Source organism: Streptomyces muensis, assembly GCF_021474425.1.
GTDB classification, from domain to species: domain Bacteria; phylum Actinomycetota; class Actinomycetes; order Streptomycetales; family Streptomycetaceae; genus Streptomyces; species Streptomyces muensis.
The window spans coordinates 1-17902 of record NZ_JAKEIP010000173.1; the positions used below are offsets into that span (position 1 = coordinate 1).

At 71.2% G+C, this 17902-nt stretch carries 16 protein-coding genes and 1 pseudogene; 6 read left to right on the forward strand and 11 right to left on the reverse strand.

All coding sequences use genetic code 11. The features are described from left to right. From efeB to L0P92_RS30495, 6 genes are all read right to left on the reverse strand, one after another. Positions 1–1282 (reverse strand): iron uptake transporter deferrochelatase/peroxidase subunit (efeB, locus tag L0P92_RS30470; protein ID WP_234766268.1); only part of this gene is annotated, 1282 nt, incomplete at its 3' end. Positions 1283–1290: 8 nt separating this feature from the next. Then, on the reverse strand, positions 1291–3384 hold the full coding sequence (locus L0P92_RS30475; protein WP_234766269.1) for a copper resistance CopC/CopD family protein: 2094 nt from the start codon (positions 3382–3384) through the stop codon (positions 1291–1293). Between the two features lie 13 nt (positions 3385–3397). Next, on the reverse strand, positions 3398–3856 hold the full coding sequence (locus tag L0P92_RS30480) for a copper chaperone PCu(A)C (protein WP_234766270.1): 459 nt from the start codon (positions 3854–3856) through the stop codon (positions 3398–3400). Beyond that, positions 3853–4506, reverse strand: a complete 654-nt coding sequence (locus tag L0P92_RS30485; protein WP_234766271.1) for an SCO family protein — start codon at positions 4504–4506, stop codon at positions 3853–3855. The genes L0P92_RS30480 and L0P92_RS30485 overlap by 4 nt, the downstream gene beginning before the upstream one ends. 98 nt (positions 4507–4604) lie before the next feature. After that, positions 4605–5342: a YcnI family copper-binding membrane protein gene (locus L0P92_RS30490; protein ID WP_234766272.1), complete on the reverse strand. Its 738-nt coding sequence runs from the start codon at positions 5340–5342 to the stop codon at positions 4605–4607. Between the two features lie 194 nt (positions 5343–5536). Next, positions 5537–6397, reverse strand: a complete 861-nt coding sequence (locus L0P92_RS30495) for a hypothetical protein (RefSeq protein WP_234766273.1) — start codon at positions 6395–6397, stop codon at positions 5537–5539. 258 nt (positions 6398–6655) lie between these two features. Here L0P92_RS30495 and L0P92_RS30500 point away from each other — a divergent pair, with 258 nt between their 5' ends. From L0P92_RS30500 to L0P92_RS30510, 3 genes are all read left to right on the forward strand, one after another. Further along, positions 6656–7105, forward strand: coding sequence for an ATP-binding protein (locus tag L0P92_RS30500; RefSeq protein ID WP_234766274.1), 450 nt, complete (start codon positions 6656–6658; stop codon positions 7103–7105). Between the two features lie 131 nt (positions 7106–7236). After that, positions 7237–8178, forward strand: a complete 942-nt coding sequence (locus L0P92_RS30505) for an intradiol ring-cleavage dioxygenase (RefSeq protein ID WP_234766275.1) — start codon at positions 7237–7239, stop codon at positions 8176–8178. A gap of 11 nt (positions 8179–8189) precedes the next feature. Then, positions 8190–9002, forward strand: a complete 813-nt coding sequence (locus tag L0P92_RS30510; protein ID WP_234766276.1) for a triphosphoribosyl-dephospho-CoA synthase — start codon at positions 8190–8192, stop codon at positions 9000–9002. 104 nt (positions 9003–9106) lie between these two features. Here L0P92_RS30510 and L0P92_RS30515 read toward each other — a convergent pair whose 3' ends face one another. Together L0P92_RS30515 and L0P92_RS30520 are read right to left on the reverse strand one after the other, a co-directional pair. Then, positions 9107–10573 (reverse strand): aminopeptidase P family protein, encoded by a 1467-nt coding sequence (locus L0P92_RS30515; protein WP_234766277.1) that lies wholly within the window; start codon positions 10571–10573, stop codon positions 9107–9109. Between the two features lie 138 nt (positions 10574–10711). Then, positions 10712–12223 (reverse strand): PP2C family protein-serine/threonine phosphatase, encoded by a 1512-nt coding sequence (locus tag L0P92_RS30520; RefSeq protein ID WP_234766278.1) that lies wholly within the window; start codon positions 12221–12223, stop codon positions 10712–10714. 502 nt (positions 12224–12725) lie between these two features. On the opposite strand from L0P92_RS30520, the gene L0P92_RS30525 reads away from it, so the two are divergent. Together L0P92_RS30525 and L0P92_RS30530 are read left to right on the forward strand one after the other, a co-directional pair. Continuing rightward, positions 12726–13385 carry a bifunctional DNA primase/polymerase gene (locus tag L0P92_RS30525; RefSeq protein WP_234766279.1) on the forward strand — a complete coding sequence of 220 codons (660 nt, stop codon included), beginning with the start codon at positions 12726–12728 and terminating at the stop codon, positions 13383–13385. Between the two features lie 56 nt (positions 13386–13441). After that, the gene (locus tag L0P92_RS30530; RefSeq protein WP_234766280.1) at positions 13442–14107 is read left to right on the forward strand and encodes a hypothetical protein; all 666 of its coding nucleotides are present in this window, start codon (positions 13442–13444) and stop codon (positions 14105–14107) included. A 243-nt stretch (positions 14108–14350) separates the two neighbouring features. On the opposite strand, the gene L0P92_RS30535 is transcribed toward L0P92_RS30530, so the two are convergent. The 3 genes from L0P92_RS30535 to L0P92_RS30545 form a co-directional block, all read right to left on the reverse strand. Then, on the reverse strand, positions 14351–15316 hold the full coding sequence (locus tag L0P92_RS30535; RefSeq protein ID WP_234766281.1) for a DUF5926 family protein: 966 nt from the start codon (positions 15314–15316) through the stop codon (positions 14351–14353). Positions 15317–15465: 149 nt separating this feature from the next. After that, positions 15466–16104 (reverse strand): ATP-binding protein, encoded by a 639-nt coding sequence (locus L0P92_RS30540; RefSeq protein WP_234766282.1) that lies wholly within the window; start codon positions 16102–16104, stop codon positions 15466–15468. A gap of 222 nt (positions 16105–16326) precedes the next feature. Further along, positions 16327–17154, reverse strand: coding sequence for a glycerophosphodiester phosphodiesterase (locus L0P92_RS30545; RefSeq protein WP_062721105.1), 828 nt, complete (start codon positions 17152–17154; stop codon positions 16327–16329). A 266-nt stretch (positions 17155–17420) separates the two neighbouring features. On the opposite strand from L0P92_RS30545, the pseudogene L0P92_RS30550 reads away from it, so the two are divergent. Next, positions 17421–17902 (forward strand): annotated as a pseudogene (locus L0P92_RS30550) (protease); the annotation flags it as partial.

Genomic DNA, 17902 nt, shown 5'->3' on the forward strand with positions numbered 1-17902 from the left:
CGTACTCCCCCTCCGCCGCCCCGCCCGGCACGGCGAACAGTCCGCTTGCCTCATGGCGGATGTACTTCGACAGCGCGTCGCCCCGGTCGAGCTTGCGCTGGACGGTGACGAAGCCGCGCAGCGGGTCGGCCTGCCAGCAGATGAAGAGGAGCCCCGCGTCGGGGACGCCGTCCGCGTCGATGCCGTCGTGGTACGAGAACGGGCGCCGCAGCATCGCCGCACCGCCGTTCTGGTCGGGCCGGGTGATGCGCGCGTGCGCGTTGATGGGGACGACCAGGTTCCCGGCCCTGTCCGTCTTCTCCAGGTCCATCTCGGTGGTCTCGGTGCCCCCGGACAGCGGCGCCCCGTCGGACTTGCGACGGCCGATGACCTCCTCCTGCGCCTTGACCGAGAGCTGCTCCCAGTCGTCGAGGAGCATGCGGATACGGCGTACGACGGCGTAGGAGCCGTTCGCCATCCAGGACGGGTCCTTCGAGCCGGACTCGGGCACGAAGATCCGCTGGTCGAAGTCGGACTCCGTCGGCTTCGGATTGCGGGTGCCGTCCATCTGGCCCATCAGGTTGCGAGCCGTCATCGGGTGCGCGGTGGCGCCCGGCGACCGGTTGAAGCCGTTCATCTGCCAGCGCACCCTGGCGGCGGCGCCCGCGTCCTTCTGGATCGCGCGCAGGGCGTGGAAGGCGACCAGGGCGTCGTTCGCGCCGATCTGCACCCACAGATCGCCGTTGCTGCGCGTCTTGTCGAGCTGGTCGGAGGAGAAGTCGGGCAGCGGGTCGAGGGCGACCGGCCGCTGCTTCTCCAGGCCCGTCCGCGCGAAGAAGCTGTGCCCGAAGCCGAAGGTGATCGTCAGCGCCGAAGGTCCGGCGTCCCGGGCGACATCCGTGTCGTCCTGCCGGGCCGCCTCGCCCGCCATCAGCCGTCGAGCCGTCTCCGACCAGCGGCGCAGCAACGCCGCGGCCTCCTTGCGGCCCGCGCCCGCCGCCAGGTCGAAGGCGACTACGTGGCCGCGCGCCTGGAGGCCCTGGAGGATGCCGGGCTGATGTTTCCCGTGAAACATCACCTGATCGGCGCCCAGCGAGCTGAGCGGCGTCGCCTCGGCCGGCCGGGCGGCGTACCCGACGGCTCCCCCCGCCGCGCCGAGTACCAGCCCGGTGGCACCGGCGGTCCCGAGCAGTCGTCGCCGCGAGAGGACACCCGCGCGGGAGGCGCCTTCGGAAACGTCGCCATTAAGTGCCGTTTCGGCAGGGGCGGGAGTACGGGCCTCCGGAATGGACTGGTCAGCCATGGTGAGGTTCAGCCGATCTGCGCGTTCTTGGAGACAGTGGTCTGGTCGATGTCGGAGGTCCGTACGGTCACGGCGATCTTCCACTCGCCCGCCATGGGGATCTGCACTCCGCTCGCCGTCCAGTGTCCGGTGGAGATGTGGTCGGGGACGACGGGCAGCGGCCCGATGTCCTGGGACTCCAGGGTGAAGGCGACCTTCACCTCGGGGATGTCGAAGGCACGGCCGTTGGGCCGCTGTACGTAGACGTGCATCTCGTTGCCGCCCACACGCGCGGGATCGAGGTCGATCCGTACGACGCCCTTGCCGTCCTGGCCGCCGGTATCGAAGGACATGTCCAGGGTGAGCGCCCCGGCCGAGGACGCGTCGGCGGACGAGGCGGACGTCGCGGCCTTGGCCTCCTCCTCCGTACGTCCCGGTTCGGTCGAGGTCAGCATGGTGGTGACAGCGAGCAGGACGACGGCGACGCCCGCCTCGGCGAGCACGGAACGGCGCAGCCCGAACCGGTTCGGATCGGCGTCCCGTCGCTGCTTCTGCCGTGCCGTGTCGATCGCGGCCTGCTGCCGGGCGAGCTGGGCGGCGCGCTGCGAGCCACCGCCCTTGGAGGCGCCGCTCTTCTTGCCGCCGGCGGAGACGGAGGCGGAGGGGGACGAGGAGGAAGCAGACGGGGAGGAAGCAGAAGGGGAGGCGGCGGAGGCGGAGGTACCGGCTCGGGCAGTCGCGTGCTCCTTGTCGCCCTGGACTGCCCCGTCCTCCGTCCGGCCCTCTGTCTCGTCCTTCGCCCGGCCCTCTGCCCCGTCCTCGGTCCGGTCCCCTGTCCCGTCCTTCGCCTCGTCCTTTGCCCCGGCCTCGTTCTCGGCCAGCCGCCCCGTCCAGCGCCGGGAGATCCACGCGATCCCCACCAGCAGCACCACGAGTCCGATCTTGACCAGCAGCAACTGCCCGTACCGCGTGCCGGTGAACGCCGACCACGACCCGAGCTGGCGCCACGACTGGTAGATCCCGGTCGCGACCAGCGCGAGCACACTGCCGAAGCCGACGCGCGAGAAGCGTCGTACGGCGGACGCCCCGAGCGGAGTGTCCGCGGGTGCCCGGTAGAGGGCGACGAGCAGCGCGGCGAGCCCGCCGAGCCAGCCTGCGACGGCCAGCAGATGGACGATGTCGACCGGCATCGCGATGCCGGCCTGGAGCCCGGTCGAGGCGTGCTCGGACATCGCCCAGCTCGCCGCGAGCCCCGCCGCCACCACGGTCCCGCCGATGGCGAGCCCGAAGGTGAGGTCCCGCTTCTCGTCGTCCTCGCGCTTGTCATACGCGCCGAAGAGCACGGCGATGAACAGGGCCGCCGCGGCGAGCAGCAGCAGCCGGGACACCAGCGCCGCACCCGTCTTGGTCTGCAGGACCTGCCCCAGCAGCTCCAGGTCGAAGACGTCCCCGACCTTCCCGGTGCTGGTGTACGAGCCGCGCAGGAGCAGCAGTGCGAGGGTGGCGGCGGTCAGGGCCAGCCAGCCGGAGACGACGAGTCGCTGCAACGCCCGTACACCCGACCCGCGCTGCCAGCAGGCGAGCACGAAGGCGGCGCCGCCGACCATGACGATGAAGCCGGCGTACGACACGTACCGGCCGAAGCCGTAGAGCGTGCCGACGACGCCGCCGCCCGCGGTCTGGCCGGAGACGGAGACGGTGGTCTGGGAGGGCGCGCCGATGGAGAAGGTGTAGGCGCCGGCGACGGGATGGCTGTCCTCGGACACCACCTGGTAGGTGACGGTGTACGTGCCGTCGGGCAGGCCGCTGTGGAGTTTCACGGCGTATGTCGTGCCGGTGAGGTTGGCCGGGTCGCCGCGGTCGATGCGCTTGCCCTTGGGGTCGAGCACGCGCAGCGAGTCGTTGGACAGCGCGACCTTCTCGGAGAAGGTCAGCGAGACCTGTGTGGGCGCCTTGTCGACCACCGCCCCCTGCCGGGGGTCGCTGCCGGTCAGCGCGGCGTGCGCGGAGACCGGCCCGGCACCGGCGAGAAGCAGGCCGGTGGCGGCCAGGAGCAGCAGCACCAGGGTCCGGACGCTCGGCAGCACCCGGGTCCGGACACGGGGGGCGATGGTCTGGGTCAAGGCGATCTCTCCCTCAGTGTCCGGTCTTCGGCCGGTACGTCGCGGGCTTCACCGGCATCTCGACGGTGACCGTGCCGGACTCGGCGAAGTGGAGCTTCACGGTCACCTTCTCGCCCTCTTCGGGCTTGCGCTTGAGCTTCTCGAACATCAGGTGACTGCCGCCGCTCTCGAAGACGAGTTGACCGTGGGCGGGTACGGCGAGGTCCCTGGCCTCCTGCATCGACGAACCGACGGTCTCGTGGGCGGTGACCTCGCCGACGTCACTGGTGACCGAGGTCAACTCGTCCTTGGTACCGCCCTTGTTGCTCACCGTCAGGAAGCCGGCCGCCATGGAGTCGGAGACCGGCTTCGGCATATAGGCGCCGCTGACGGACAGTTCCGCCTTGGCGTCGCCCGGGGCGTCCTCGGAACCGCAGCCCGCCAGGACGAGGGCTCCGGCCAGTACCGCGGTCACCGGAGCGAACCGCCTCACGGCTTGGCCCCCTCGATGAGCTTGGGGAGGTCCTTGGTGTAGTCGTCGACGGTGGCGTCCTCGGTGTACAGGACGTACCCGGCGTCGTTCTTCGGTGAGAACGCGACGACCTGGGTGCCGTGGGTGGAGACCATCTTGCCGTTCTTGTCCTTGTGCGGCGGCTCGATGGAGATGCCGAGGGTGCGGGCGCCGGCCTGGATGGTGTCGAAGTCGCCGGTCAGGCCGACGACCTGCGGGTCGATGCCCTTGAGCCACTTGCCGAGCGCGGAGGCGGTGTCGCGCTCCGGGTCGGTGGTGACGAACACCACGCTCAGCTTGTCCTGTTCGGCCTTGGGCAGCTGCTTCTTGGCGACGGCGATGTTGTTCATCGTCAGCGGGCAGACGTCGGGGCAGTTGGTGTAGCCGAAGTAGATCAGCGTCGGCCTGCCCTCGGTCTCCTTGCGGAGGTCGTACTTCTTGCCGTTCGTGTCGGTGAGGACCAGGTCCGGCTTCTCGAACGGCTTGTCGAGGACGATGGCGGCCTTGTCCGTGCCGGCCTCCTCGGAGACCACGGTGACGGGCGAGGCGCTGTCGTCACCGTTGCCGCAGGCGGACAGGGTCAGGGTGGCGGCGGCGAGCAGGGCGGCCGCGGCGAAGGTCTTCTTACGCATGGCAGTTCTTCTTACGCATGAAAAAACATCCCAGTGGTGAGTGCTCCGGCGCGCACCGGGGGGGGGGCCCCGGCGCGCGCCGTGAACATAGGGGCTTGTCAGGCCTCGGTGCGCCGACGGCCGGCGAGCACGCCGTACGCCACGCCCAGCGCGCCCACGACGATGCCGACCACACCCAGGACGCGGGCGGTGGTGTCAGTGCTGTCGGCCGGCTCGGCGGCGTCGGTCTTGGCCGAGGCGGCCTCGGCGTCGTCGGAGTCGGAGGCCTTGCCGGCGGAGGACGAGCCGTGGTGGTCGTCCTCGGCGGCGGACAGCGCGAGCACCGGCGCCGGGTTCTCGGGCTCCTCCTGGCCTTCCTGCGGCACCTCGATCCAGCGGACGACCTCCTTGTTGGAGTACGTCTGGATCGCCTTGAAGACCAGTTCGTCGGCGTCCTCGGGGAGCTGGCCGATGGAGACGGGGAACTTCTCGAAGTAGCCCGGCTCGACGCCCTTGCCGTCGGCGGTCCAGGTGATCTTGGAGACCGCCTCGGAGATCTTCTCGCCGTGCAACTCGATCGGCTTGTCGAGCTTGGACTTGGTGACCTCGATCTTCCAGCCGGGCATGGGCTCCGGCATCGCGGAGGCCAGCGGGTGATCGGTCGGGAAGCTGACCTCGAGCTTGGTCGTCGAGGCGTTGTCGCGCTCGTTGGGCACCTTGAAGTCCACGACCGCGTAACCGCCCTTGGCGGCGGTGCCCTCGGGCTGCACGCTGACGTGGGCGAAGGCGGGCACGGACAGGGCGAGCACGGCCGTACCGGCGAGGGCGCCTGCGGCGGCGAGACGAGAGGCCTTCATTCGGAGCACTCCACTGTGGGTGAGATTCGGATTCCGGTGGTGAAGAGGAGTACGCGTGCGTGGGGGTGCCCGATCAGGCGGGAACGACGGGCCAGGACGGCGATGAGTCGTCACTCGATCGAGAACCGGGTACGCGCGCGTGCCGCACGACAGCGGCCCTCGACCCACGTCAGTGGAGTGGCGGTCGCGTCGTGTCAGGCGGCGAGGGCGAGCGCGGTGGCCGGCGGGCCGCGCCTGATCACCGTGTGCTGGAGGGCGACGGTGCGGGGTGCGGGGCGCGCGAGTGATTCGGTGCGCAGGAAGCGTGGACCCGCCTCGGGCGCGCCCGGCAGCCCGGCACGCAGGGCGCGCACCAGCGCGAGCGCTCCGCGCAGGGATCGTACGAACGCCCCCTCGGCGACCGTCTGCGCCGACAGCGTGGACATCTCGGCGATCCGCAGCAGGGCCAGATCCCCGCGGCGCAGCAGCCACCCCGCGACAACAGCCGCGAGAAGGTGGGCGAGCAGCATCGGCAGGGACGGCAGCAGCGCGGCGGAGGAGGCGGAGGAGTCGGCGGCGACGGACATGGCGTCCGCCGACCGGTGCGACACATGCGCTCCGGCGCCCGCCCCCGTGCCGATCCGCGCCTCTGTGAGGATCCGTTGGGCCTGGGCCGGGCTGATCGCCGCGGCGGCGGTCCCGCACAGGAGCCGCGCGGCCTGCTCGACCAGGGCGGCGTCGGAGGCGGGCACGGAAGCGGAGGAAGCGGCGGACGCGGAGGAGGCACCGGCGGCCGCCCCGTGCTGCCCGAGTCCGAACAGCGTGTGCAGGACGGTCTGGCCGGCCGCGAGCAGCGCGGCTATCCCGGGTAGCGAGCGTTCGCGGCCCGTGAACGGCACCGTGACCAGCAGGACTCCCAGGAACCCCGCGGCCAGCGTCCACAGCGGGATCGCGGCGCAGGAGCCCAGCACATGCCCGACCCCGGCCAGCACGACGCAGACCGCGGCGAACACCGCGGCCCGCAGTATCCGGAGATCACGTCCGGAGCGCGTCGTGCGCGGGTGGGGGGCACTCATGGCGGGCTCATCATCGCACTGGCCTTATGGCCGCCATACGGCAGGTCCGCAAGATGACGTACGGGCGCTTGGGGACGTACGGGGCATAGGGGTTGTACGACCGGAAGATCACCTTCTGATGTGGCCCGACCCCACATACACCGATTCCCTCGTAGGCGCATCGACCATATGGGCGGCATCACGTCAATGATGTGCTTACGGCCGGGCACTCGCGGCAATACGTATCGGTATGTCGAGCCGCGGCCAGGAGGCTGGAGCATGAGCATCTGGTGGTCACTCCATCTGCGGCGGGAAGCCGCGAGCGTGCCGCTCGCCCGGCGGTTGCTGATCGGCACCATGGAGACCGCGGGCGTCGACCCCGATGTGTCCTACGACCTCTCCGTCGCCCTCAGCGAGGCCTGCGCCAACGCCGTCGAGCACGGCGGCGACACCATGCCCGACGGCTCCCCACCGGCGTACCGCGTCACGGCGTACCTGGACGGCGAGAAGTGCCACATCGAGGTCACCGACTCGGGCCCCGGCTTCACCGCACCCCACCGCCCGCCTCGCCCGGCGAGTTCCGACGCCGAGCACGGCCGGGGGCTCTGCCTCATCCAGGAACTCGCCGACCACGTCTCGATCGGCAACAAGCCGGGCCGCAGCGGTGCGGTGGTGAGCTTCGACAAGATCCTCAAGTGGAAGAAGGACCCGTCGCTGATGGCGGTGTAGCGCCGACGGCACGCAGGCACGCAGGCACGCAGGCCGGGCAGGGGCGACCGGCTTCAGCTTTCTCAGGACTCACAGTCCCCGCACAGCGCCACCCCATGGTCCTGACGGCCGGCGTCCCTAATTTCCTGGCCATGACGGGAAACCACAAGGACAAGTCGATCACCCGGCGCCGCGCCCTCGCGGTGACCGGCGGCACGGTCGCGGCGGGCGGGCTCGCCGTCGCCGGCTACCAGGCGGCCTTCGCCGACACCGGCACGACCACGACCGACACGTCGGCGACGGCCAGCACGTCGGCCTCGGAGAGCACCGGCTGCATGACGCTGATGTCCAGCGTCACCGAAGGCCCGTACTACCTCGACGGCGCGTTGGTGCGAAAGGACATCACCGAGGGCAAGAGCGGCGTCCCGCTGACGCTGCGCCTCACCGTCGTCGACGCCACCGACGGCTGCACCCCGGTCAAGGGCGCCGCCGTCGAGATCTGGCACTGCGACGCCTGGGGCTACTACTCCGGCTACACCACGGCCAACCCCGGCGGCTCCGCGCCCGCCGAGAGCGAGGACGGCTCCACCGCGAACGACAACACCTATCTGCGCGGCTACCAGATCGCCAACGCCAACGGGGTCGTCAAGTTCGAGACGATCTTCCCGGGCTGGTACACGCCCCGCACCTGCCACATCCACCTCAAGGTCCACACGGGCGGCCAGAAGGAGGACGGCACCTACGAGGGCGGCAAGGTCAACTACACCGGCCAGCTGTTCTTCGCCGACGACATCGCCGAGGAGATCTTCACGCTGGAGCCCTACTCGAAGCACTCCGGCAGCTACACCACCCTCGACGACGACATGGTCTACGACGGCGGCGGCGCCTCCAGTGGCCTGCTCACCCTGAAGCCGGTCAAGAAGGCCGACCCGTCCAAGGGCTACAAGGGCTTCCTCACGGTCGCCATCGACCCCGACGCCGAGAACACGGGCGCGGGCAGCGGCGGTGGCGGCGGCGAGGGCGGCACCCCGCCGAGTGGCGCCCCGACGGGCACCCCGCCCAGCGACGCCCCGTCGGCCTCGGCCTCCTCGTAGGGGATACGGCCATGAACAGCCGCGAGGACGGGGCGCTGGCGCAGGCCGCCGTGACCGCGCTGACCGGGCAACTGGCCCTGGCTCCCAAGCCGGGCCTGCCCGACCCGCGCGACCTCGGCGCCCGCGCCGGCCGCCGGGACCACCGGATGCTGCGCTGGTCGGCCAAGGCGCTCGCGCCCGGCCTCGCGGCGATGGCCGCGGCCGCCCGCCGCACGGGTGAGCCGACGCCGGGCCTGCGCGCCGAGCTGGGCGCGATCGGCAGGTGCACCGAGCACTCGGTGCACCTCGCGGGCGGCGGCCACCGGGGCGCACTGTGGTCGCTGGGCCTGCTGGTCGCCGCGGCCGCGCTCGACCCCGGGGCCGGCCCGCGGGACGTCACGGCGACCGCCAAGCGCATCGCCGCCCACCCCGACAAGCGCGCCCCGCGCAGGCCCTCCCGGGGCTCCTCGGTGTCCGCGAAGTACGGCGCCGCCGGGGCGAGGGGCGAGGCACGGGCCGGATTCCCGCACGTACGGCGGGCCCTGGACGCGCTCATCAAGGCCCGCTCGGTCGGCGCCACGGAGGAGCAGGCCCGACTCGACGCCCTGCTCACGGTGATGTCCACCCTCCAGGACACCGAACTCCTCTACACGGCGGGCCCCATCGGACTGCGACACGTCCAGGCGGGCGCCCGTGGAGTCATGGAAGCGGGCGGCACGGCGACAGAGGCGGGCGCGGAGGCCCTGGCGTCGCTCGACGCCGACCTCCACGCGCGCGCGTGGAGCCCACGGGGGAGTGCGGGGTTGCTGACAGGCGCGCTCTTCCTGGATTCACTACCCCGGTGATCGCAACCCCTCAGGGGCGCGGGGAACTGCGCGAACAACCCCCACGACCCGCACCCCGCAACGATGGCCGGACACCCCATCGGTGCCCGGCCATCAATCACACGTCAGCCCTTCAAAGAGGCCATCCAGCTCTCCACCTCATCCGACCGCCGAGGAAGCCCCGCCGAAAGATTCCGGTTCCCATCGACCGTCACCAGGATGTCGTCCTCGATCCGCACCCCGATCCCCCGGTACTCCTCCGGCACCGTCAGGTCATCGGCCTGGAAGTACAACCCCGGCTCGACGGTCAGCACCATGCCCGCCTCCAACGTGCCGTCGACATACGACTCCACGCGCGCGGCCGCACAGTCATGCACGTCCATCCCGAGCATGTGCCCGGTCCCGTGCAGCGTCCACCGCCGCTGAAGACCCAGCTCCAGCACCCGCTCCACCGGCCCCTCGACAAGCCCCCACTCGACGAGCCGCTCGGTCAGCACACGCTGCGCCGCGTCATGGAAGTCCCGGTACTTCGCCCCCGGCCGCACGGCCGCGATACCGGCCTCCTGGGCGTCGTACACGGCGTCGTAGATCTTCTTCTGGATCTCGCTGTAGCGGCCGTTGATCGGCAGCGTGCGCGTGACGTCGGCGGTGTAGTACGTGTGCGTCTCGACGCCCGCGTCCAACAGCAGCAGGTCACCGGAGCGCACGGGCCCGTCGTTGCGCACCCAGTGCAGCGTGCAGGCGTGCGGCCCGGCGGCGCAGATGGAGCCGTAGCCGACGTCGTTGCCCTCGACACGCGCGCGGAGGAAGAACGTGCCCTCGATGTAGCGCTCGCTCGTCGCCTCGGCCTTGTCGAGGACCTTCACGACGTCCTCGAAGCCGCGCACGGTCGAGTCGACGGCCTTCTGCAGCTCGCCGATCTCGAAGTCGTCCTTGACCAGCCGGGCCTCGGACAGGAAGACCCGCAGTTCCTCGTCGCGCTCGGCGGTGACCTTGTCGGTCAGCGCGGCCTCGATGCCGGCGTCGTAACCACGGACGACCCGCACGGGACCGGTCGCCTCGCGCAGCTTGTCGGCGAGCTCGCGCACGTCGGACGCGGGGATGCCGTACAGCGTCCGCGCCTCGGTGAGCGAGTGCCGGCGGCCGACCCACAGCTCGCCCTGGCCGGAGAGCCAGAACTCGCCGTTCTCCCGGTCGGAGCGCGGCAGCAGGTAGATCGTGGCCTCGTGGCCCTCGCCCTTGGGCTCCAGGACGAGCACGCCGTCCTCGGTCTGGTTGCCGGTGAGGTAGGCGTACTCGACGGAGGCGCGGAAGGCGTACTCGGTGTCGTTCGACCGGGTCTTCAGGTTGCCCGCGGGGATCACCAGACGCTCGCCCGGGAACCGCGCCGACAGCGCGGCACGGCGGGCGGCCGTTTCGGCGGCCTGGGGGATCGGCTGCAGGTCGCGCAGCTCCGTGTCGGCCCAGCCGGACTTCATGTTCTCGGCGAGCTCTTCGGACACGCCCGGGTACAGGCCGTTCTTGCGCTGCTTGATCGGCTCCTCAGACTCAGCTTCCGGGGTCTCCGGGGTGAGCTCGTCGGCCACGGTCATCCTCCTCGATACGGCATTCGACCCCGTCCATCGTACGGTCGCGAAGGAGAGCGCCCAGGGCGAAAGACCGCTGGCCCGCCGCTGCTATGGCGCAGCCCACGTGCGTGTTATGGGCGGTGACCGAGGAGCCATGGGCCGCTACTCGAAGCGCGCGGCCAGCAGGACGACGTCCTCCTCGCTGTCCGCCCCGTCCATCCCGTCCGGCAGCACGGTCCGCAGGACGTGGTCGACGACGGCGTCCGGGTCGTGCCGGATCGCCCTCGGCACTCCGGCCGCCGCGGCGTGCAGCCGGGCGAAGGCGCGGTCGGTGGGGTCGCCGGTGCGGTGCAGCAGCCCGTCGGTGTACAGCAGAACCGTCTCTCCGGGTTCCGTCGTCAGCTCCACGCTCGGCGCCTCCCAGCAGGCCAGCATGCCCAGCGGCGCGGACACGGAGGTCTCCACGAACTCGGTGCGCCGCTCGCCGATCAGCAGCGGCGGGGTGTGTCCGGCGCCGGCGAGCGTGATCTTGCGCAGGGCGGGCTCGCAGTAGGCGAACAGCGCGGTGGCGGAGCGGGCGGGCTCGGTGAGTCGGAGCAGCAGCTCCAGGTCGGACAGGACCGCGACCGGGTCCTCGCCCTCCATCACGGCGTACGCCCGCAGGCTGGCCCGCAGCCGTCCCATCGCGGCGACCGCGCTGGGCCCGGAGCCGGTGACCGAGCCGACCGCCAGGCCGAGCGCGGCGTCCGGCAGCGGCAGCGCGTCGTACCAGTCGCCGCCCCCGCGCGGGCCGGTGCGGTGCCGCACGGCGAGCTGGACGCCGCCCATGCGCGGCAGGCGGGAGGGGAGCAGCTCCTCCGCCATCGTCTTCATGCACGCGCGCGTGCGCTCGATTTCCAGGAGCCGGGACAGGTGCTCGGTGGCGTACCGGGTGTACAGGCCGACCAGGTGGCGCTGGCGCTCGGCCGGTTCGGCGGGCTCGTCGTACAGCCAGACGGCGGCGCCGAGGCGGCCGGCCGCCTCGGTGGACAGGGGGAGGGCGTAGCTGGCGGCGTAGCCGAGGCGCGCGGCGACCTCGCGGTGGCGGGGGTCGAGTCCGTCCTCGGAGAGCAGGTCCGGCTGGGCGATCTCGCCGTCGCCGCCGGGCAGTCCGTCGAGGATCCTGCCGTACGACATCGCGCTGCGCGGGACGGTCTCGATGTGCCCGAGGTCGGCGCGGGCGAGGCCGAGGCCGATGGTGGTGTCGGGGCCGAGCCCGTCCGCCGGTTCCAGTACGACGAGACCGCGCCGGGCGCCGACGAGGGCGGATCCGGCGCGCAGCAGTTCCTGGAGGGCGTCGGCGAGTGCGTCCGTGCGGGCCAGGCGTTCGGTGAGTTCGTGCAGGGTCGTGAGGTCCGAGACCCAGCCGGCGAGGCGGTCCTGAAGCACCGCGCCGGGTGCGTTCGGCGCGGGGACCGCCGGGGTTCCCGGGGCCGCGGGCGCGGGCGCGACAGTGTGTGCGGGCGAGGGAACCGTGGAATCGATTCCGGCCACTTTCGAAGGGTGAGGGGCGTTCATGGCGTCCGGCTTTCCGACCGGTGCGTATTGCTCAAAGGCATCGCAAACCCCCATGTCATTCTGCGCCGCTAGCAGTGTCTCCACATGTACACGCACTCGTAAGGGGATGTCCAGCATTGTCCTGCCGGGATTCCTGGTGTCCGTGGGTAACCTGAGTACTCGTCGTAGACCTCTTGCGTAAAGGCAAAGTTGGCTTAAAACTGCCTCAGGGAACGGGGTATTGCGGTCGACTGGTTTCGCTCCACAGAGCGTCACAGCGGTCGTGATGGGTACGTACTCGGTGAAGGCCAGGGGTGGTTGACAACCACCCGGAACCTGGTGACGGACCCGGGCGTCTTAGCCACCGACGATCGTGCCCCATCCTCCCGTGGCGGAGGCGAAGAGAAATACGCGCGACGGCAAACGCCATACTTCGCCACCCCACGCCACGCCCATGCTTTTGATGGACGACGTATGGACGAGGCTGCCGCGGAAGCAGCCAAACGCTCGGCCCATAGGGGATCCCCTTGCTCGTAGCAGGGGTGTGATGCGCCTACAGGTACGCACAGTGAAGTGATCGACACATGGTGTGATGTGACCACGGTGTTGCCAGCGGTGCAACGGAAAGGAACGAGCGCTCATGCGCGAGATCCTCGGAAGGCGACGCAGGCTTCTGCGCGGCGACGGGAAGTCTGAGTTGATCAGCGCGGCCCTGACCTTCGCGACGGAATGGCGCTGGCCCGTACTCCCGGGCGTGACGACGCACCCGCAGGGACACTCCCGTTGCGGCTGCCCCGACCCGGACTGCACGGTGCCCGGCGCGCACCCCTTCGATCCCGGGCTCCTCGCGGCCACGACCGACGAGCGCATGGTGCGCTGGTGGTGGGCCAACCGGCCCGCGGCGCCGATCATCCTGGCCACCGGCGGCACGGCGCCCTGCGCGGTCAGCCTGCCCGCCCTGCCGGCGGCACACGCCCTCACCGCACTCGACCGCATGGGCATGCGCCTCGGCCCGGTCGTCGCCTCGCCCGCCCGCTGGTCGATCCTGGTGAAGCCGTACTCCATGGAACAGCTGGGCGAACTGCTGTACGCCAAGGACTTCGTCCCCGGCTCGCTCCGCTTCCACGGCGAGGGCGGATACATCGCCCTGCCCCCGTCCGAGACCGGCCAGGGCCCCATCACCTGGCAGCGCGCCCCTCTCCCCGGCTCGGCCTCCCCGTGGGTGCCCGATGTCGAGGCCGTGGTCGACGCCGTGGTCGAGGCCCTCACTCGTACGGGTGTGAGCGCGCCCGAGTTGTAGGGCCATCCGGCGCGCGCGGAACGGCACATGCCCGTGCGGTCGTTACATTCCGCTGTATGCCGCGTCATACCAGGGGAAATAGGGCACCGTCGTCGCATCGCCGCGGGCCGAACCATCGAAGAGTCCGTCTGATCGCCCTCGCGTCCGTCGCGGCGGCCGCGGTCGCCCTGCCACTGGCCTGGGCGGCCGCCGGCCAGGTCGTCGACGCGGGCCGCGCCGCCGTGGGGGCCGACCGGGAGGCCGTACGGCCCTCCTCGCCCGCCCCGAAGGACGGTGCCGTACGTCCGTCCCCGCGCGGCGACGCCAAGGCGCCCTCCGCCGAACCGAGCGGCACCTCGCTGCTGCTCGACCTCGGCCTGTCCACCGCCGTGCGCTGCGGTCCCGAACTCACCTCGCCCGAGGGCATCGAGGCGCAGACCTGTGTCCTCACGCAGGGCGAGGAGACCTGGGCGCGGACGTACTTCCGCAATGCGACGGGCGGTGCGCTGGACTCCGTGCTGAGCCTCATGGGGCCCGGTGGGCGCACGCTTCAGATGCGCTGCGTCGTGGGCGCCGAGGACGAGCCGGGGACGTGCGAGACACCTCGGGAGCGCACGCGCGGGGGATCGGACGCCTATACGGCGGTCACGGAGTTCGCGGAGCGGGCCGGGCGGGGGGCGCTGCTGCTGCGTTCCGCGAGCAACTCCGAGCCGGGCAATTCCGGGGAGTCCTCGGGCCGTTGACATGTGCCGCCGTTCCGTAAAGGAGCGTGCACATGGAAAGACCCGGTTGCTGGCGACGGGGGATGCACCAGCAACCGGGCTACTGGAACGGTAACAAGAGATCGGCGGTTCGCAAATTCGATCCGGGCTTTCAAGTCACGGATTCCCTTGCTCCGCATGGGAGTTGTGATCGGATTCACCCTCCCGATGCGGGCCGGTTCGGCTGAACGGCCGTTCAGCCGAACCCGATCTCCAGGGCCCGCGTCAGCTGAGCGTGACCTGCCGGTTGGTCAGGCCGCCGCGCGCGCGACGCTCGTCAGGGGTGAGCGGGGCGTCCGTCGCCAGAGCCGTCGCGAGACGCTCGGCGAACTCGGCCGCTGGCTTCTCCACATCCTCCGCGCCGACACCGCTCGGCAGGTCCCAGACCGGCACGGTGAGGCCGTGAGCGCGGAAGGAACCCACCAGACGGGTGCCCTCGCCGAGGTTCGACCGCCCCGCCGCGTGCAGCCGCGCGAGGGCGTCCAGAAGCTGCTCCTCGGGGTGCGGCATGACCCAGCGCAGGTGGTTCTTCTCCGGCGTCTCGCACCAGTAGGCGGCGTCCACGCCGGTCAGCTTCACGGTCGGGATGGCCGCGGCGTTGGCCCGCTCCAGGGAGGCGGTCACTTCCGGAGTGGCGTTCTCCGCGTCCGGGACCCAGAACTCGAAGCCCGGGTGCACAACTGGCTCGAACGTGCCTTCCGGGTCGAGCAGATCCTGCAGCCGCGGACCGTCCGCCGGGGCGCGCCGGCCCTGGACCGGGGTGCCGGGCTTCGCGGTGAGCGCCTGCTGGAGGGTGTCGGCGAGGTCGCGGCTGATGTCGCCGGACGCCGTGTCGTTCTGCAGGCCGAGCAGCACCGAGCCGTCGTCGCGGCGCAGGGCCGGCCAGGCCATCGGCAGCACCGTGGCCAGCGTGACGGACGGGACGCCTTCGGGGAGGCCGCCCTTCAGGGGCAGTTCGACGGTGGCGGCGGGCACCAGCTCGCGCAGGGCCACCCAGTCGCACTCGCCGGGCAGTCCCTCGAACGGACGCTGCACCAGCTCGGTCACCGCCTGTGCGGCGGCCCGGCCGTGACAGGCCTTGTAGCGCCGGCCGCTGCCGCAGGGGCAGGGTTCGCGCGCGCCGACCACCGGGATCTGTGCGTCGCTGAGCTGCGGGCGCTTGGCCTTGGTCTGGGGTCGCTTCTTGGCCATCGTGGGTGTCTCCCGGTTACGGCTCGTCTCGTACGGGCGCGAGCCTAGCCGTTCACGCCATGGTCGACGGGAGCCTGTGGACAACCCACGGGTCGTGCCGGAAGCGGTGCTTCGGCGACCGGGTGCTCTTCAGTCCGGGTTGATGTCCTTCAGTCCAGGTTGTCGAAGGCGTCCGCGAAGTCGAGACCGGATATCGCGCTCACCGCCGGCGCGGCGACGCGCGTAGCGAAGTCGGCACGTCGGTGCCCGGCGTCGGGATCGTGGACGTCGTCATGGACCACGACCCAGACCGTGACCTCACCCCGGGCGTCGTCCCGGACACCCCAGTCGTCGGCCAGCGCGGTGATGATGTTCAGCCCGCGGCCGCCGTGTGCGGTGACCGAGGGCGTGGCCGGAGCAGGGCGAGTGGGTCCGCCGCCGTCCGTCACCTCCACGGTGAGCCTGCCGCTCGCGTCCACGCGCCATGCGGCCCGGACGTCGCCGTCCCCGGCCAGTGCGTCACCCAGTGGTCGGCCGTGTTTGCACGCGTTGCTCAAGAGTTCGGAAAGAATCAGTACGGCATCGTCGATGACCGATTCCGCCACGCCACCCCTGCGCAACTGTGCGCGCATACGGTGTCTCGCTTCCCCCACGCCCGCAGGGCCATGGGGTACGGCCATGCTCGACGACGTGGGCACCTCCTGTGCCACCACCAACGCCACCCCCGAGACCTCCTTTGCCCCACGCCACGGTGTGGATGCCCCATTGGCCTGTACCGGAAACCGGCCAATCAAGGTCCGGTGACGCATTCGCAACGATCGAATACGGAACGAACGCGCCGGAGCACTCCCTGTAATCGAGATGGCTGAAATCCGTCGGTGTGGCCGAGAGTGGAGGATGGTGCTGAAGGGGCTCAGGGGTCAATAGGTTGCGCAGGGATTGGTGAGGTTTCAGGGGTTTCCGGATGCGCGCTTTGCACAGGGGTCGGTGCAGGGGCCGGTTTGGGAGCGCTGCACGCGCGCGCGTGGGTGTCACCGACCGAGCTGGTGCAGCACCGCGCGCGGACGGTTGGTGATGATGGCGTCGACGCCCAGTTCGACGCAGAGGTCGACGTCCTGGGGCTCGTTCACGGTCCAGACGTGCACCTGGTGGCCGGCCCGCTTCAGGCGTTCCACATACGCGGGGTGACTGCGCACGATCCGGATCGAGGGGCCCGCGATGTGGACGCCCGCGGGCAGCCGCCCGTCCCGCAGCCTCGGTGAGACGAACTGCATCAGATAGACCGTCGGCAGCGTCGGCGAGGCCGCCCGCACGCGATGCAGCGAGCGTGCGGAGAAGCTCATGACGCGCACCGGGGAGTCGGCGGCCGAGGCGGGCGCGTCGAGCCCGAACCGCTTCAGCAGAACCAGCAGCCGTTCCTCGACCTGCCCCGCCCACCGGGTGGGGTGCTTGGTCTCGATCGCCATCTCCACCCGCCGCCCCGCGTCCGCGACGAGCTCCAGGAGCCGCTCCAGGGTGAGTACGGAGGTGTCCTCCGGGTCCTCCGGCCGGAACTCCCAGTCGGGCTCCTCGGCCCGGTTCTTCCACGAGTCGCGGTTCTTGCGGGAGCCGAAGTCCAGGGCGGCGAGCTCGGCGAGCTCCAGCGCGGAGACCGCGCCGCGGCCGTTGGACGTACGGTTGACGCGGCGGTCGTGGACACAGACGAGATGGCCGTCGGCGGTGAGGCGTACATCGCACTCAAGGGCGTCCGCACCGTCCTCGATCGCCTTCTTGTACGCGGCCAGGGTGTGCTCAGGAGCGTCTTCGGAGGCTCCGCGATGGGCGACGACTTGGATCTGGTGCTGCCGTGCGTGGGTCACCGCGTCATGGTGCCACCGCACCGGGGTAGACGTGCGGTCGGAGAAGGCACGAGGACACTGAGATTGTGCCTTTTTGGTCGCACATTACCTATGTAAGGAGTGGCCGTGGACGCACAGCAACCGCTTATGGTGCTCTGACGGCCCGTGGGAAAAGCTGACCGCATACACAAAGGCATGCACAGCTGAGCGCACCGGCCGTGGAAATGCGTGAACGGGCGTGACCGAGTGCGACCCAAAACACCAGCCGTGGATCGAGGAGAGAAGCTGTGAGCACCGAGAACGAGGGCGCCGCGGTACCCCCGGCGCCGTCCGCACCCCCCGTGCCGGTGGACGCTCCTGCTGCTCCGGCGCCCCAGGAGCCCCCCGCTCCCGAGGGCGGTGCCGCCCCGACCACCCCGCTGCCCCCGGTCCCGAGCGACGCCCCGGCGAGCTCGAACGGCGCCCAGCCGCACGCCGCCGAGCCGTACCCCGCCGAGGCGCCGGCCGACGGATCGCAGCCGACGCCGGGCCCGGCCGCCCCGAACGGAGCTCAGCCGACCGGCCCGACTGGCCCGACCGCCCCGACTGGTACGCAGGGCTCCGCCCCTGACGCCTCCTGGCCGCCCCCGCCCTCGCCGCCCGGCACGCCGCCGTACGCCGACGCCGGTGTCCCTGCGGGCGCCGGTGCGGGTATGGCGGCCGCGGGTATGGGCGCTGCCGGTACGGGCGCAGCCGGTGCGGGCGGGGTCGGCGCCGGCTGCGCCCGTAC

Bases quoted from the DNA above. Each gene is read 5' to 3' on its own strand.
- L0P92_RS30485 (WP_234766271.1), bottom strand. From the start codon at position 4,506: ATGCGTAAGAAGACCTTCGCCGCGGCCGCCCTGCTCGCCGCCGCCACC.
- L0P92_RS30490 (WP_234766272.1), bottom strand. From the start codon at position 5,342: ATGAAGGCCTCTCGTCTCGCCGCCGCAGGCGCCCTCGCCGGTACGGCC.
- L0P92_RS30495 (WP_234766273.1), bottom strand. From the start codon at position 6,397: ATGAGTGCCCCCCACCCGCGCACGACGCGCTCCGGACGTGATCTCCGG.
- L0P92_RS30500 (WP_234766274.1), top strand. From the start codon at position 6,656: ATGAGCATCTGGTGGTCACTCCATCTGCGGCGGGAAGCCGCGAGCGTG.
- L0P92_RS30505 (WP_234766275.1), top strand. From the start codon at position 7,237: ATGACGGGAAACCACAAGGACAAGTCGATCACCCGGCGCCGCGCCCTC.
- L0P92_RS30510 (WP_234766276.1), top strand. From the start codon at position 8,190: ATGAACAGCCGCGAGGACGGGGCGCTGGCGCAGGCCGCCGTGACCGCG.
- L0P92_RS30515 (WP_234766277.1), bottom strand. From the start codon at position 10,573: ATGACCGTGGCCGACGAGCTCACCCCGGAGACCCCGGAAGCTGAGTCT.
- L0P92_RS30520 (WP_234766278.1), bottom strand. From the start codon at position 12,223: ATGCTGGACATCCCCTTACGAGTGCGTGTACATGTGGAGACACTGCTA.
- L0P92_RS30525 (WP_234766279.1), top strand. From the start codon at position 12,726: ATGCGCGAGATCCTCGGAAGGCGACGCAGGCTTCTGCGCGGCGACGGG.
- L0P92_RS30530 (WP_234766280.1), top strand. From the start codon at position 13,442: ATGCCGCGTCATACCAGGGGAAATAGGGCACCGTCGTCGCATCGCCGC.
- L0P92_RS30535 (WP_234766281.1), bottom strand. From the start codon at position 15,316: ATGGCCAAGAAGCGACCCCAGACCAAGGCCAAGCGCCCGCAGCTCAGC.
- L0P92_RS30540 (WP_234766282.1), bottom strand. From the start codon at position 16,104: ATGCGTCACCGGACCTTGATTGGCCGGTTTCCGGTACAGGCCAATGGG.